Here is a 16562-nt window from a genome sequence, read left to right as displayed (position 1 = left end):
TATGTTTAAATGAAGCCAAATCATCAAATTCATTAATCACACAAAGATAAAGACAATCCGGAAGAGAAAGAATACAAATATCTTTAATTCACATACAAAATCACATAAAGGGGCTCTTTACATAATAATCCGGGAAGTGAGTGCCTTTGCGAGAAACAATGTTTCCGGGGAGATAACCCACTGTCGACCTCCCGGAAACATTGTAAATTCCATTTCGACGGTGGGTCAGGTCCCCGGAAACATTGTTTCCGGCATTTCAACCATTTATTTACCGGGCAGAGTAACCGGAGTTTTGAGTCAGGCGGGGATTACGCTGCATTTCATTTACCGAGATCGGCCATAACAGGTCGGTTTCCTTAAACGTAGCACCGGAAGCATTCTGGGCTCCTATCAAGTCTACATAATTTACCCGGCCGGCTTCTGTTTTGGAGATCACCGGGAATTTGCCCGTACGTACGCAATCATCCCAAATCTTGTATTCCAGCGGGAACTCACGCAAACGTTCGGTCCAGCAGGCTTCGATAAATGCCTGTTTCGACAGCTTCTGCAAATCGGCGGCAATCTGGCCGGCTGTTTTACCTTCCATATTGGCACGGGCCTGCACCTGTGCCAGATATCCGGCAGCTTCGGCCGTGACTCCCTGGCTTTGGGCAATAGACTCCGCTCCGTCCAGCAAGGCTTCGGCGTAGCGGAAGATATTCCAGTCTTTTGTGCCTTTACCTGTACTCAGCAAAGCGTCTTCATCATAATAATACCAGCATCCGGCATTCTTGGAAGACCAGGTCGCTCCCGTGTTCGGGTTAGTATATTCCCAATGGAAGAACTGGTTCGGCTGAACACGCAAATCGTTCTTGTCATACACATTCAGAAATTCATCAACAGGACCGTAGACGCGTTCGAAAATTGAATAGGTACCGAATACAGACACGGCACTTGAATTAAAGGCATATGTAGGGAACCAGTCGCTTGTATTCACTGCATTGTCGTATTCCTGGGCATAAATCACTTCGTCGAGATCATCGGTCGAACGTAGCTTGTTGAAAGCACTGTTCATCTTGAGGTCGTCATTCTGAACCAGCTTATGGGGCGAATCGATCACTATTTTTGCGTACTGGACGGCATCGGCATATTTACCCTGCTGCATATACACGGAAGTCAGCATCATAGCGGCGGCATACCGGGTGATCCGGTGAGAGTTGTCGGCAAATTTTGCAGCCGGCAACACATCGGTCGCCTCTTTCAGGTCAGCTTCGATCTGGGCGTAAATGGTTTCGGGCGCCGTACGTTCAAGTTCCATATTCTCTGCAATAACATAAGGTTCCGTATAGAAAGGAACAGCTCCGAATGTTTTCACCAGATAGAAATAATTGAATGCACGGAAGAACTTGGCCTCCCCGATCAAGCGGGTCGATACCGCCTCTTCCATCTTTATATCCGGAATACTTTTAATGGCTGCGTTCGACACGTTGATCGCTTTGTAACAGGCATCCCAGATTCCGTCCATCGTTCCTGAGATCTGCATGGTGTATTGCTGGCGGTTCAATTCGCGGGAATACTTACAAACGATCTCCTGCCCTTCATAGCTGTTCAGGAAATAACCTGTGAGCAGTCCGGTAATGGAGGCAAAACTTCCGACATAAGCACTCGGCGCCGATGCTATCTGCCGGATAGCACCTGTACGGTACAAATAGTTGACGTTGGCCAATGCCTGCGCTTCCGTTGTATAATAACCGACAGTAGTCAGCTGGCTTTTAGGCTTTTCATCCAAAAAATCACTACATGCCGTAAAGCTGAACAGTCCGGCACATAAAATCGCGGTCGTCAATATCTTTTTCATATTTTAATCGTCTTAATTAGTTAAATGAATCAGAAAGTCACATTAACACCGAAAGTAAACGTACGTGCTCTCGGATAAGAGAAGAAAGTCATGTTCTGGCCGAACTTGCCGGCTCCCTTGTCCGTCGAACTGGTCTCGGAAGTCGATTCGGGGTCGTAACCCAGGAAATCCTTAGAGACAATCTGGAACAGGTTATTACCACTAGCATACAGGCGCAAACCGGACAAACCGAGTTTCTTGACGACATTCTTTTCAAATGTATATCCTATCTGCAACATGTTGCAACGCAGATAAGAACCGTTGGCAACCCATTGAGAGTCGGTTGTCGTATCCTGGCCGGCATGTTTTTCTCCGTTATGGTCGCCGCTTTGCAGATAGATCATCTGCTGCATGGTTCCCGGATTTGTTCCGTCATAGGCATCATACAGGATATTCTTCAAGCCGTTGGTTATACCGAAACGGTCATAAGTTGAGTGGAAGAAACGCTGCAACGTTTCAACACCCCATACAAACTGCAAATCCAGTGTAAGATCAAAATTCTTGTAAGAGAAGTTATTGATCCAGCTACCCGTCCAATCCGGTAATCCTTTACCGATGATCTCTTTTTCGGAAGAGCGTTTTGCACGGCCTATCTGATTCTTTTCGCAATTGCCGGCTTCAAAGTCTTCTATCGTATAAACACCGTAACGTTGCAGGCCATAGAAGCTACCCATACTTTCTCCGACACGCAGGATACTGCCGCCGTTTACCCAATCGTACAGATACACATCGGCATCGGTATCACCCAGAGCAAGGATCTTATTTTTGTTATAGTTCAGGTTTACTACTGAGTTCCAGTTGAATTCTTTACTACGTACCGGAGTTGCATTCACCATCAAATCCATACCCTGGTTTCTTACTGCTCCGATATTTTTAAAGATCGTGCTGAATCCTGTCGAGTGAGGGACCGGGCAGTCCAAAAGCAAGTCGGTCGTTTTCTTGTTATAATAAGCGATATCCAAGTTCAAACGGTTCTGGAAGAAGCCAATATCGAAACCGATATCAAACTGCCCCGTCTTTTCCCATTTCAGATCCGGGTTCGACATGGTCTTGATATAAGACCAGGGAGCACGTTTACCGTCGATCAGATGCGTTCCGGCATCCGTCTTGCCCAACGAATTGTACGGACCAATTTCAGAGTTACCGGTCAAACCATAACTGGTGTGCAGTTTCAGGTTGCTTATCACTTCACTGTCAGACAGGAAATCTTCCTGAGAGATATTCCATGCCAGACCAGCAGAGGGGAAAAAGGCATATTTATTGTTATCACCGAATTTGGAAGAACCATCGACACGGCCGGTAACGGTTGCCGAGTAACGATCTTTATAGGTATAAGCCAAACGCAGGAAATAAGAGTTCATAGCCCAACGTTCCCAACTTGATTCCGGACTGCCCGGATTGGTTCCGACAGCCATGTTGTTGTCTTCGTAGAAGTCGTCAGCAAAACCTTCCGTACGGGATTTGTTCCAACGCTGTGTGCGTTCCTGCCAGGATAAACCGGCCATGGCGTTTATGCGGTGATCGCCGAATACTTTACTGTAAGTCAGATAAGTTTCTTCCTGCCAGTAGAGTGAGTTCCAGTTCTGGTATTCAGCCCAACCGTTAGGCATGGAGATATTATTCAGGGAGATGGAAGAATATCCCCTGTAGGTTGCATTATGGCTGTCGATACCGAACTGGGTCTTCAGGTCCAGGCCGTCCATCAGATGGAAAGTCAGCGCAGCATTACCGAATATCTGCGTATTATATCGCATACGTTTCTGCAAGTCCAGGATCATAGCCGGATTGGACATGCCCTCCAGACCGAAATAATTGCTTTCGCTCAAAGAAGTGGTGCTTGTCGTATAATCACCGTTGGCATCATAGACCGGCAGCCAGGGAACCATCTCGATCATGGTACGGCGGGCATCCTGTCCGCCGCCGTCTTCCGGAGTATAGCGTCCCCATGTATGGTTAACCAACAGGTTAACAGCCGTAGACAACCAGGGAGTCGGATTGGCATCGTAAGCGACCTTGGCATTCAGACGTTTGTTATACGTATTATTAACAATACCCTGCTGATCGGTATAATTCAGGAAAGCACCCATAGAAGAGTTCTTGCCGGCCTGCTGTATGTTTATCTGATGGTTATGTGAAACAGCCGTACGGGTAGCTTCATCCTGCCAGTCAGTATCATACAAAGGATTACCGTTTTCATCGAAATAGTTACGGTCATGGAACCAATAGGAACGGTCCAACGACCAGTCTTTCCCCATATAGGTATTTTCATTCTCCAACCCTTTCATGAAAGTGTCTACCCATTCCTGCGAATTCAGCAAGTCCATCTTACGGGCAATATGACTGACGCTGACCGACCCCTGATAGCTGACAGAGGTTCCTTCGCCGTCTTTCTTTCCCCGTTTGGTTGTGACCATAATAACTCCGTTGGCACCACGTGCACCGTAGATGGCAGCAGCAGAAGCGTCTTTCAACACTTCCATGGATTCGATATCATTCGGGTTAACCAGTCCGAAGTCTTCCATCACGACACCGTCCACTACATATAACGGTTCGGAAGAAGAGTTGATAGTAGCCATACCACGGATAATGACACGGTTCGCATAGGCTCCCGGCTGGCTGGAATTCGAGAAGATATTGACGCCGGAGACTTTACCGCGCAGGTTATCCAATGCACTGAAGTTCTGATTCTTTGTCAGTTCCTCTCCTTTGGCAACTCCGATAGATCCTGTTACATCCGATTTGCGCATTGTTCCGTAGCCGACAACAACGACTTCATCCAGCGCCTGTGTATCTTCTGTCAGTACTGCACTGACAGTCGACTGGCCGTTTACCGAGACTTCGCGGGTCAGATAACCGATATAAGAGATCACCAATACCGCTTTATCCGGAATCTCCAGGGAGAATTTACCATCGACATCCGTGATCGTACCGTTGGTTGTTCCTTTCACTACCACATTGGCACCGATGACAGGCTCTCCGGACGAATCGGTTACCGAACCGGTTACTTTCTTACCTTGCTGCTTGATAGAAAGCAAGCTGTTCTTCGTCAGTACGATATAATCATTCTCAAAAGCGAACTTCACTTCCGAGTCTGCAAAAGCGTCATTCAGGTATTGGGCAACGGATTTACTTCCGGCTTTTACAGGAATGGTTTTATTTACATCTACTTCATTTTTACTATAGACAAACAGATAATCTGTCTGCTGTTCAATCTGATCTATAAAATTAGCGATAGTCATATTCTTTCCGCTCATATTCACTTTCACGTTTTGCGAACTGGTCTTTGAAGCAAAGGAAGAGAATACACAAAGGGAAAGCAGAATGGCTGAAATTCTCATAACATTTAGAATTTTCGGTTCTTTTTTCATAACTTTGTTTCCATTATTTGTTAATACTTAATTACTTTGATTACGTGTTAGCATGCGGCCGAATGGATGCGGGAACGTCTTTCGGCCGTTTTTTTATTCTTTATATTTCCATAGGCAAATGATGATTTAAAGGTTGAACATATTTTATTCTCTCAGTCTTTATCGTATTACAATATTATTGTTTTCTTCATCTTTAATATAAGTAAAATAATAGACTTTCCGCAGTGTGCGGAGTGCACTTTCCACCCCATCCCTCTGCCGGAATTTTCCACTAAACTTATATTTCATAAGCTTGCTATTATTGACCGTTATCACGATATCATAATATAATTCAAACTTCTTTATTATGTCTTCAAACGGGACGTCATCAAAGGCATAAATACCTTCTTTCCACAGCAGAAAATCGGTATTGCCCATAGGGCGTTTCACTAATTTATTATCTTTTAATTCCACACATTCATTTGGATTCATAAACAACGCCTTTTCCTCGTTCATACGCTCATATACTTTCACCGAACCTTCCAGCAATGCCGTATTAAATTCTTCCCGGCCTTTATAGGCAAATACATTAAACTTCGTTCCCAGGACTTTTATATCCAGTTTCTCCGTTGACACCACAAAAGGTTTATGTTCATTATGTTCAACATCGAAAAAGGCTTCCCCGTCCAGTTCCACTTTACGTTCTTCACGGGCAAAATGATTCGGATAGCGGAGTGTGGAACGGGCGTTCAACCAGACAGTCGTTCCGTCGTGCAGTTTCACCATCGCCCGTTGTCCGGACGGGGTTGTAAATTCCTCGTAAGTGACCATTTCTTCAGCCGGTTCCCGGTCATTCATGACCATCCAGGTCGAGAGAATTGTTATACAAATGGCAGCGGCATAACCGGCAGCATGTTTAAGGATATGTATCGGATAACGCTTTTTCCTGCAATGGGTATGTTTGAAAGCGGCTAATTTATCCACAGCCTCAAATTCGTCATTTTCATTTGGTAACCAGGAAGATAAAGCATACAGGTTCTGTACAGAAGAAAAGTCTTTCCTCAACTTCTCATCTGTCTGGATCATCGAGAATAACAACTTTCTTTCGGCTGCCGTTATTTCTCCTTCAAAGTATTTTGTTATTAAAATGTGCATTTTCCGGCTTTTATACAAGGAGAGCGTTTCAAAAGCGGTTTCCTCCTAAAGCCGTCGGGCAAATAAATATTATTTAACATCTAAAAGAAAGAGTAGCAGAGGCAAATAATCCTTCAACTCTACACGGAGTTTCCTCAGGGCAATGGTCATCTGGTTTTCCACCGTACTTACGGTTAAGTTAAGCTCATTGGCTATCTCACGGTTTTTCTTTCCTTCGATACGGCTTTTGAGAAATACCTGCCGACAGCGTTCCGGAAGTTTATTGATTGCCGTCATCAGAATTTGTTCTATTTCTTCATCGGAAGTAAAAGAGTAATTCAATAATTCAAGGGCGGTTAACTTCGCACTAAGTTCCTGTTTATATTCATCTGCTATTACCTTGTGCCTGAGGTAATCCAGGGATTTATTTTTAACCAGAGCGAAAAGATAGGAGACTAAACTGATCTGTATATCCAACACTTCCCTCTTTTCCCACAACAGGAGAAAAACATCCTGTACTATATTCTCCGCATCTTCGTCAAACAATACATATTCTTTAGCAAAACGGAACATACGGGAATAATATAGGACATAGATTTTGTCAAAATTATTCCGTACATCTTTCAGCAAAATATCTGTATTTTCCACTTGCATTTTTATATCAGGAGTTACTATTCTTTACAGAATACCATAGACATGAATGTTATAATGACAGCAAAGATATAAAAGATACTTTCACTGCAATAAAGTTCAGGTAAGAAATATTTATTTACCAAACGTATCAAAGGGAATAATAAAAAAATGCCACTTATGAAAATCCTTTATTACAGAAGGATAGTTTCATAAGTGGCATCGCTTTATCTTACAGATAGATTACCAGGAAAGTTTTATAAACTTATTCTCCCAGGGGACAAAGTCTGTTGTTGCATTTCCGGCAATCGGGTCTCCCACTACATCACAAACAGTGACTTTCGTAAAGTTGACCTTATCGGAAGTAACGGCAAATTCAGCCGGTTTTCCTGCAATCTCGCGCAACTGAAGCATCACGGCGTTTTCTCCTTCAACAGGTTTCATATTCACCAGCAACAAATTGTCGGATGAGATATTGAACACGGAAGCAGGAGATACGACTTTGCTTCCCTTCGCTCCCGCCGGCAATACGCGGGTCAGGAACGGGATGCGGTTCTCCCAGGCAAAACGGGTGGCATAACCAATCGAGTTGTCTTTGCTTGAATTGATAAAGTAACTCCATTGCAGTTCACCCATCTGGTCGGCATTGAAATTGGTTACCCAATAGTTGTTCATCGGCCAGGAATACATATTGGTGGATTGGGGAACGGCACCGGCTTTATAGCGTCCGGTGTTGATTGCCCCGAACTGCATCAACGGTATTTCAGGACTGCCCATCACGACCTGCGATTCGCTGTTACGCGCCGTAGCAAAGTTCTGGACGGTGTACCAGTCGTTCGATGAACCGGGAATCTGGTCTACACCCGCTTCGATCGTTCCGCCGGGAACATCCAGGAATATCTTTCCCTGATTCACCTCAAACGGGAACGAGATATAGACAGCTTCGGGATCGGTAATGGCTTTTTTACGCAGACGGTAAACAATATCGATCTTCTTTGTCACATTGAATACACGGAACTCGACCATCAGGTTGTTCGGTTCACGACCGGCAACGGTCTCGCCACGGAAACGATACGTATCCCAGATCGCTCCCTTTTCGTAACGCTCGAAACGGATCCGTTCGGGACGACGGCGAAGGAATTGCGGTGCGCGGTACTGTTCCATCGGATGACGGCTGTCGATGATCTCGTAGATAAATTCGCCCAGCTCCCACTCGGCATTCGGGGTAGTCAGCTCCTTGTTCAGTTCCTTGTCGAACAGTTTACTGATGGTTCCCTTGCGAGTATTGAAGTCGATGGCATACCAGGGATTCTCGACATGAGCATTCTCCAATTTATCTGCCAATTGCACGGCAGGACGAGGCTCGTCTTTTACCTTTATATAATATTGGGCATACCCAAAGGCAGGTACGTCTTTCACGTAAAGCGACCAGTAAGTACCGTCCGAACGGCTTTCCGCCGGTTGCGCAGGAATGATATTCCCGAAAGCATCCACTATTTCAAAGGCTTTTTCGCGAGGTAATATCTGGTGATCGATATACACTTTGGCTATACCGCTATATGTCCAGTTCAACGTATTGAAGACAGCCACCGAGGGATATTCGGCTTTCGGCACGAAAGACTGCAACAATCCCATCGTCACTTCTCCCAGCAAACCGGAATGACGGTAAGCCTCCCAGGCATACGATTGTTTCAGGGAACGCTGCTCCCAGGTTTCCTTGCAATAAGCATTACGGACGCTTTCGCTGTAACCGAATGTATGTTCATCATAAAACAGCAGGGCCTTGTTGATGTCGTCTATCTGGTTACCGATCTGGGCAGGAAGTTTGGCTCCCAGCATACCGGCAAAAGACAGACCTGCCTGGTTGGCGATAATGTCCGAATGAGTGATACGGGAAATAGCCGCTTCACGGGCACCGGAAGCAAAACCGTCTGTCCACCAGTCAGGCCATGCGCCACGGATAGTCTGTATCTTATCGGCATAGTTCGTCTCTACATCTTTGATAAACTCGCTGGCAACTGCCGTGCGGAGTTTGGGCCATTCGTATTTCTCATTCCACTTCATCAGCATCTCGCAACTCTTGGTCGAAGGGGGCGAATTATCGGTAAAATAACCGGAGTGCTGGGCGGCAACGATATCGTACGGATAGTTCTTGGCTTCCATTTCACCCAGATAATTCAGGACGCGTTCTTCGAACTGCTCGAAGTTATCGGTGTGGATACCGAAGAAGTTTCCCTGGTTGTAATGTTCGGCACGATAAGTCAACACCTTTTTCCCGGAAGGAGACTGCCACCAGAATACGGTCGGTATGTCGAAACAGATCAGGGCACGATGACCGTGTGTTCCCATATTTACATATTTCACACCTGCATCGGCAAAAAATTCAGTGAAGCACCAGCCGATACCGTTCACATCGTTCTGCATAGCGACTTCCGCTTTCATTCCTGCTTCACGGAAAGCCTTCAACGGGTAGAGGGAGGCGGCCAATGTCTGTTCGTCGGGCAATTCGTCGAAGTTCAGATACATGGCAGCCAGTTCGATGCGTCCTTCGGCTACCCGCTTTTTCAGGCGGGCGATCTGTTCGGCAGGGCGGCATTTCAGGTATTCGCTGACGGCCCAGGCGATTTCACAGGTCCAACGGAACTTGGCAAAGTCGGGGTAATTATCGGTAGCGTCGCAATAGTCGAGCGCATAGTCGATGTAACGGAGATGTTCTGCCAGGATTTCGGTTTGCGAACGGGTGTAGCCGATATCGGTATGCGTATGCTGCACCATATTCATCTGCCAGTGACGGACAGGTTTTACTTCCACCCGGGCAGATTCTTGCTCCTTACCGACAGTTACTGTCAGAGGCAACTGCACGGTAGACTGTATCTGCGGTATCTCAAAAAAGAAGGGATTCGGCCCGTCATTCAATTTCACTTTCCGGGACTGATCGCCCAGGGTAATCGTTGCATTGGCGGAGGCTCCTTCGTGTTTTACCGTAACCCGTACTTTCTGTACCGGTCCTTTCGCTGTTTTATACAAAGCGGGAAAGAGATGCGTCTCGATCCCCGGCGGAGCGGTCGAACCGCTCCAGGCAAAGGATGACATAGCAAACAATGCCAGTCCTGCCAGGAATAAGGTTTTAAGCGTTTTCATAAGCATCTATTTTTTATCGATTCTAAAAGAGATTATACAAATATAAAGGATGCAAAGCAGGAGGATGGACAATCCGGCAACCTGTCCGAAACCATCGGCAACAATTCCCATCAACGGCGTTATCAGGGCACCACCGGATACTCCCATAATCATCAGGGCGGATATTTCATTTGCCCGTTCCGGCTTGTGCTGAAGGGCGTATGAGAAGATGATCGAAAAGACATTCGCACACGCCAACCCTACAATAACGATCATAACAAACATGCTCCACATATCCGGAACCAGCAACAACAAGACAAATGCTGCTATCGCAACAAACATACTATATTTCAGGAAGCGGGCACCGGAGAGTTTCGCCAGCAGGAAAGCTCCGGCAAACGAACCGATCGTACGGGCGGCAAAATAAAGGCTGGTACCCAGTCCGGCTTCGGAAACGGGCATACCTGTCCGTTCCATCAGCAACTTGGGGATAGTAGTGTTCAAGCCGACATCTATACCGACAATAAAAAGGATCCCCAGGAACAGGGATACGATATATTTATCCTTGAACAGGGATAAGGTGGTAGCAAAGGTAGCCCCGGCCTCTTCCAGCTTTTCCTTTCCCGGGATCGTGGAGATCAGCCAGATCGTAGAGATCAGTGTCGTTACTGCGTAAACAAGGAATATCAATTTCCAGTCACCCCAGAAAGAGGCAGCCGCCCCGGCAATGATCGGGCCGAGGAAAGAGGAAATCGACTTGATAAATTGCCCCAGAGTCAGGACACTCGTAATACGGTCCGGACTAACTACATTAGCCACCATCGGATTCAGAGAAACCTGTAAAATAGTATTACCGATCCCCAACAAGGCAAAGGCCAGCAGGATGCAAGCAAAGTCATAAAAGAACAGAGGCAGCAACATCGCCAGGGCTGTAACAGCCAACGCGATGACCACCGTGTTACGTCGTCCGAGCTTTCCCATCATAACTCCTGTCGGAATAGAAAACAGGGCGAACCAAAGGAAAACCATCATCGGAATCAGGTTTGCCAACGTATCAGACAGGGAGAAGTCTACCTTTACATAGTTGGTTGCTATGCCGACAACATCTGCAAAGCCCATCACAAAGAAACCGAAGAGGATGGGATAAATGGCTTTCGAATTTTGTTTATTCATGGTATGTATTGTTTTTTCAATAATCATTGTATGTATCTACCGGCTGATTCCCCATATCCAGTTCCAGACGTCCTCCGGCTGCAATTGTTTCAAAAGGAATGCGGGTAGTTGGATAGACTTTACCATTCAGACGGTACTGCTGAACGTAATAGTTTTCTTTGCTGTTGTTCTTTGCTTCGATAACAAATTCTTTTCCTTTATAATATGTATTATTCAGCTGAATCGTTATTTTATCGAATACAGGGCTGCCCAAAGCAAAAGAAGGTTGCGGGTCTGTCAGTCCTTTGACATCGAACAGTCCCAGGGAAGCGATCGCATACCAGGCACCCAACTGTCCCTGGTCTTCATCCTGCCCGTAACCGTAACCATGAATACCATCCGTTCCATAGAACTCGTCCAGAATGGCACGTACCCATTTCTGGGTCAGCGAAGGACGTCCCGCCTCGTTGAACAGCCAGGAGATATGGAGGCAAGGTTGGTTGCCATGATTATACAAAGTTTGCAGACCGGCAAAGGCTCCGACCTCCGTACCACCGCTGAAGATCAGCTCGCGGGAAACAGTAAAAATACTGTCGAGACGCTGATTGAAAACATCGGCTCCGACCTTGCCGACCAAGCCTTCCGCATCATGCGGCACATAGAACGTGTACTGCCAGGCATTTCCTTCCTGGAAACCGCGCCACACCTGCATCGGGTTGAAGTTATCAATGAAACTTCCATCAGCCTTCTTCGGATGAACAAAATTAGTGGACGGATCATAGATACGTTCCCAGCCTTTCGACAACCACATCAGTTTATCATAGTCGTCAGTCTTACCCAATTTCTTTGCCCATTGAGCGACTGCCCAGGCACTGTAAGAATATTCTAATGTATGGGAAGCGGAGAACATAAAGGCCTCGTCGGGACCATTACCATTTTCCAGATGGGGGACATATCCGTATTCAAGGAACTTATCCGTATCGACCTTTCCGGCCCCCAGCGGACGGTTCGTACCGTCGAGTTCATTTTTAATAGAAGCCTCATAAGCCAGGTCGACATCGAAATCACGGATACCGCACTGATAAGCCCCGGCCAGAATCGTAGTCAGCAGGTTGGTCCCTACCCCCGATACATAACGGCTATTGGCCAAGCCATCTGCCAACCATCCGGCATCTTTGTAGACCAGCAAATGACTGCTGATATAATCGGATGCATATTCAGGATAAGCCAAAATCCAAACTTGCGAAAGATTCCATTGCGCTCCCCAGGCAGCATCGGTATTATAAAGGTTATGGGCAGGCTTGCCATTTTTCATCGGTATCTGCCCCACACTACCGTCGTTACGGGGATAGGCTCCGTTTACATCGCTGGCAAGGCCGCGTCCCAGCAGGGCATGGTAAAGGCCGGTATAGAATTTCACCTTATCTTCTTTAACCGGTGTCTCTACCCGGATGCGTCCGAGGTAGTCTTCCCATTGTCGGTGAGCCGCCTCTTTCGCCTCGTCAAAGGTAAGCGTGCGGGCTTCCGTATCACGGTTCAGACGAGCATTTTCCACAGAGGTATACGACAGGCCGACCTTGGCAGTAATGCTTTCTCCTTCCGCAGTCTTATAGGTAAGATATAAACCCGAACCGACTCCGGAAACCTGTTTTGCATCCGGCTGTACCTTTTCACCGATGAAGGTGCCGTATCCGGAAGGCTGTTTATCCAACTGGGCAGAAAAATACAACGGAACTGTTGCGCCCGGCTGGTATTTCTTTACATATTCCGGCAAGGTAATCACCCAGCCTTCAACCGTCCCGTCATCATTCAACGTGACGGAGGCATCCTTCACGACACCGCTCTCGCCCTGCCGGTTACCTATATCGAACAGGATACGGCTTTCTTCGGAAGCAGGGAACGTATAACGCTGAAAAGCCACACGAGGGGTGGCTGTCAGTTCTGCCCGGATATGGTAGTCTTGCAGATTCACAGAATAATAACCGGCAGTGGCAATCTCTTCCGAATGATCGAAACGGGAACGGTAACCGCTTCCGGTCGAATCATTCACGGCACCGGGGACAGTCTTCAACTCACCCACCGTCGGCATCAGGACGATACCACCCACCTGAAACTCGTGGAGACAGGGAAAACCTTCAATGGAAGTATCGCGATAATCATAGCCGGTTGCTTCCCAGCCGGAGTTATTCCCCAGATGGGCGTTTGTCGACGGAGCAGGCTTCGCCATACCGAAAGGCATCGCACCGGGGGTGAAATGGAACCAGCGGCAATGTGCCGTCCCGATACGTGGTTCCACATATTGGGACAGGTTCTCCGCAACCGCCTTCTCTTCTTTCACCGGCGAGCAGGAAACAACCAGCAAGCCTGTCAGAAGGGTGAGAACCGGAGTTATTAAACAGTTTGTATTCATGGCGTATTTATTTTTACATTCTTATAAATGATTCAAGGCATATACATAAGCACCCAAAGCGACCGAACGGCTGGCCCCCTGCTTACTTATCATGACACCGATGCGTTTGCAAGGGTCGTAATCCACCTGGCGGTCCGAACCGGGAACAGGTATCTTCACCGCTTCCCCTCGGGCAAACCGGTTGAAGTCCGCTTCGTCATCCAAATTGAATGCTTTGCTTTGCAGACGGCTGAAACGGCTTCCGTCCATCATACCGGTCTCGCTATTCATCTCTTCAAGCAAGGCAGGCATGAAATATTTGGCAGCACCGGTCAGTCCTCCGCCAATCACGACCAGACCGTCGATCAAAGTGATGGCCTGCGCTATGGCATCCCCGGCCATTTCCCCCAATTCGGCAAAGGCACGGCGGGCGGCATCCTGATTTCCGGGACGGGTACCTTCGGCGATATCGAAAATATCTTTCGGAGTCAAAGCGGAAGTGTCGCTGGAAAGCTCGCGATAGACATGCTGCACGGCTCGGATACTGACACTTTCCTCTACGATATATTGCTGGTGTTTCTTGTTGCGGAAGCACCAGATATCACCTCCGGCCGCATTGTCTCCCATCAGCAGGTCACCGTTTATCACGACTCCGGCACCAAAACCGGTACCGAGTGTTACGCCGAGCAGATTTTTATAACGCTTAATGCTTCCCGCCTTTTCCAGACGAAGATTTACCTCCGGCAATGCGCCGGTAAGCGCTTCGCCATAAGCAAAAAGGTCGCCGTCATTATTGATGAAGACAGGGATGCCGAACTTTTCTTCCAGGTACGGGCCCAACGCTACGCCTCCGCGGAAAGAAGGAAAGTTCGGCAGATTACCGATAATACCGGCCGAATAATCGGCTGGCCCGGGAAAAGCAAAACTGATGGCAACCGGGGCTTCCGTCAGTTGTTCGCGAATCCGGGAAAAACCTGTGGCCAATTGCCCCAGGCACTGTTCCAGATTACAGGCACAAGAGGGCAACGTAATAGGAGTCACTATCTCATTTCCCCCACGGATAGCCGAAAAGACCAGGTTGGTCCCTCCGGCATCAAGGGTCATTACTATGCGGTTATCGTTATACATTATATATATGTGTTTAATTGATATTCGATTATTATCCTTTCGTCCGTACATAAGCCTTGATCGTTCCGCAGGTTTTTCCTTCTGAAATGCCATACGGGCGGATCGTGTAATCACCGACTACGGCCGGTACGATAAATGTCTCGGCATAATGAACGATAAACGGTTCAAACGCATTTACCGGACTTTCCACGATCAGTTCATCTCCTTCTATCACATTAAAAACGTTGACTCCCCCACCTGTATTGTGCGGCACTGTGCCGGTAAACCAGTGGCGGCGGGTTTCGATAAACTCATTTTCATGCAGACCGGTACGTTCTTCTACCCAACCTTCGCCTTCGGCACGCGGTTCGAAATGGTTGACCAACTGGTCGCGTACAAACTCCGTCTGCCGTTCCCATTGTATCACATGCGAACCGTGGGTGATGTTGATAGGACGCGGTTTGCCGTCCAACCCCAGGCGTCCCCAGTCCCATAACTTGAATGTGAAAAGGCTCGGGGTAGCACTGATCTCCAGTACCATCGCATTAGAACCGGAGCAATGGATAGTGCCGTTCGGGATCAGATAATGATCATGTTTCCTGGCCGGCCATTTGTTTACGTACTTCTCCGTATCGAACGGCTTACCCGATACCTGGGCTTCATTCAATGCGTCGATCATCTCATCCGGGTTCACGCCCGTTTTCAGACCGAGGTAAACGGTTGCATCCTCTCCGGCGTCCAACAGATAATAGCTTTCGTCCTGTGTATAATAGATGCCGAACGTATCACGGATATACTGGGTAGTCGGGTGTACCTGCAAACTGAGGTTGCCCCCTCCCATCGTATCCAGGAAGTCGAAACGGATCGGGAAATCCTGTCCGAAGCGCGATTCGACCGGGCCTCCCAACAGGTTACGGGTTTGATAAAATACAAGATTATTAGAGGCCATCTCAAACAGTTCGCCTTCTACTTTCAGGTACAGGCTGTTCTCTTCGGGCACGCAGTCGAAACACCAGCCGAAGTTTGCCTGTTCCTTATCGAGGTCGCAGACTTCCTTCATCCATTGTCCTCCCCAGGGGGCCGGGTCGAAGAAAGGAACCACACGGAACGGTTTACGGGCTGTCTTTTCCAGTCCAGCACGCAGGGTTTCGCCGGTTATCATTTTAGGCATACCGGGGATATGAGTATCCAGCCAGTAATCTGCTTTCGGTAACAGTTGTTTTTTCAGGGCGTCACAAACATTCCAGTCAATGAAATATCCGCGTTTGTAATGGAGCGAAGGCGCTTCCTCCCGGTTTTTTACTCCCAGGCCGTCGATCTTTCCCTGGCGGAAACGTTGTTGTATCTCCCAACGTGCCATATCGACATAGACCAGTACATCAGCTTCGGGAACAACCTCTGCCGCAGCATGCCCGTAAACGATTACCAGTCCGGTCGCAGCTTTTATCTTTTCCCGGCATTCTTTTACTTTGTCCGCATCCAGGAAGTCTGCATAGTAAAACGGGGCACGGCGTCCAAAAAGGCGATCGTCTGTCAGATAAGGACGCGTCATCTTCTCAATATCTTCTACGCCTTTAAAACATTGATCCGAATGAATCATCAAAGAAGGATGCAATGTTGCCAGGTGTTCAGCCAGTTCCTCCGGGTATACACCATGATAACATTCAATGACAACGACCTTTCGTGCCAACTCTTCCGGGACGTTGCATACGTCCTTCAACTTATCCAGAACAGACTCCCAACCTTTCCAAAGAGCCCCGTCGACGGTTGTCGAGGGGCTTTTATCGTAATTACTTTTTCTCATTTG

Annotated in this window: 9 protein-coding genes; all 9 read right to left on the bottom strand. The window is 47.5% G+C overall.

All coding sequences use genetic code 11. The features are described 5' to 3' along the window. Positions 1 to 268 precede the first annotated feature (268 nt). Positions 269 to 1837: a RagB/SusD family nutrient uptake outer membrane protein gene (locus tag C825_RS13060; RefSeq protein WP_010802784.1), complete on the bottom strand. Its 1569-nt coding sequence runs from the start codon at positions 1835 to 1837 to the stop codon at positions 269 to 271. A 29-nt stretch (positions 1838 to 1866) separates the two neighbouring features. After that, positions 1867 to 5244: a SusC/RagA family TonB-linked outer membrane protein gene (locus C825_RS13055; protein WP_010802783.1), complete on the bottom strand. Its 3378-nt coding sequence runs from the start codon at positions 5242 to 5244 to the stop codon at positions 1867 to 1869. Between the two features lie 159 nt (positions 5245 to 5403). Further along, positions 5404 to 6378, bottom strand: a complete 975-nt coding sequence (locus C825_RS13050) for a FecR family protein (protein WP_007658089.1) — start codon at positions 6376 to 6378, stop codon at positions 5404 to 5406. A 69-nt stretch (positions 6379 to 6447) separates the two neighbouring features. Further along, the gene (locus C825_RS13045; protein WP_007658090.1) at positions 6448 to 7011 is read right to left on the bottom strand and encodes an RNA polymerase sigma-70 factor; all 564 of its coding nucleotides are present in this window, start codon (positions 7009 to 7011) and stop codon (positions 6448 to 6450) included. Between the two features lie 219 nt (positions 7012 to 7230). Then, positions 7231 to 10128, bottom strand: a complete 2898-nt coding sequence (locus tag C825_RS13040; RefSeq protein WP_010802782.1) for a glycoside hydrolase family 38 N-terminal domain-containing protein — start codon at positions 10126 to 10128, stop codon at positions 7231 to 7233. A 6-nt stretch (positions 10129 to 10134) separates the two neighbouring features. Continuing rightward, positions 10135 to 11280 (bottom strand): MFS transporter, encoded by a 1146-nt coding sequence (locus tag C825_RS13035; RefSeq protein WP_010802781.1) that lies wholly within the window; start codon positions 11278 to 11280, stop codon positions 10135 to 10137. Between the two features lie 16 nt (positions 11281 to 11296). Continuing rightward, on the bottom strand, positions 11297 to 13669 hold the full coding sequence (locus C825_RS13030; protein ID WP_010802780.1) for a GH92 family glycosyl hydrolase: 2373 nt from the start codon (positions 13667 to 13669) through the stop codon (positions 11297 to 11299). 21 nt (positions 13670 to 13690) lie between these two features. Then, positions 13691 to 14776 carry an ROK family protein gene (locus tag C825_RS13025; protein ID WP_010802779.1) on the bottom strand — a complete coding sequence of 362 codons (1086 nt, stop codon included), beginning with the start codon at positions 14774 to 14776 and terminating at the stop codon, positions 13691 to 13693. Between the two features lie 31 nt (positions 14777 to 14807). After that, entirely contained in the window at positions 14808 to 16559 is a 1752-nt protein-coding gene (locus C825_RS13020) for a class I mannose-6-phosphate isomerase (RefSeq protein ID WP_010802778.1), read from the bottom strand. Positions 16560 to 16562 lie beyond the last annotated feature (3 nt).

Source organism: Parabacteroides sp. ASF519 (assembly GCF_000364265.2).
Classification (GTDB): domain Bacteria; phylum Bacteroidota; class Bacteroidia; order Bacteroidales; family Tannerellaceae; genus Parabacteroides; species Parabacteroides goldsteinii.
This window is presented reverse-complemented; position numbering and strand designations above follow the sequence as displayed.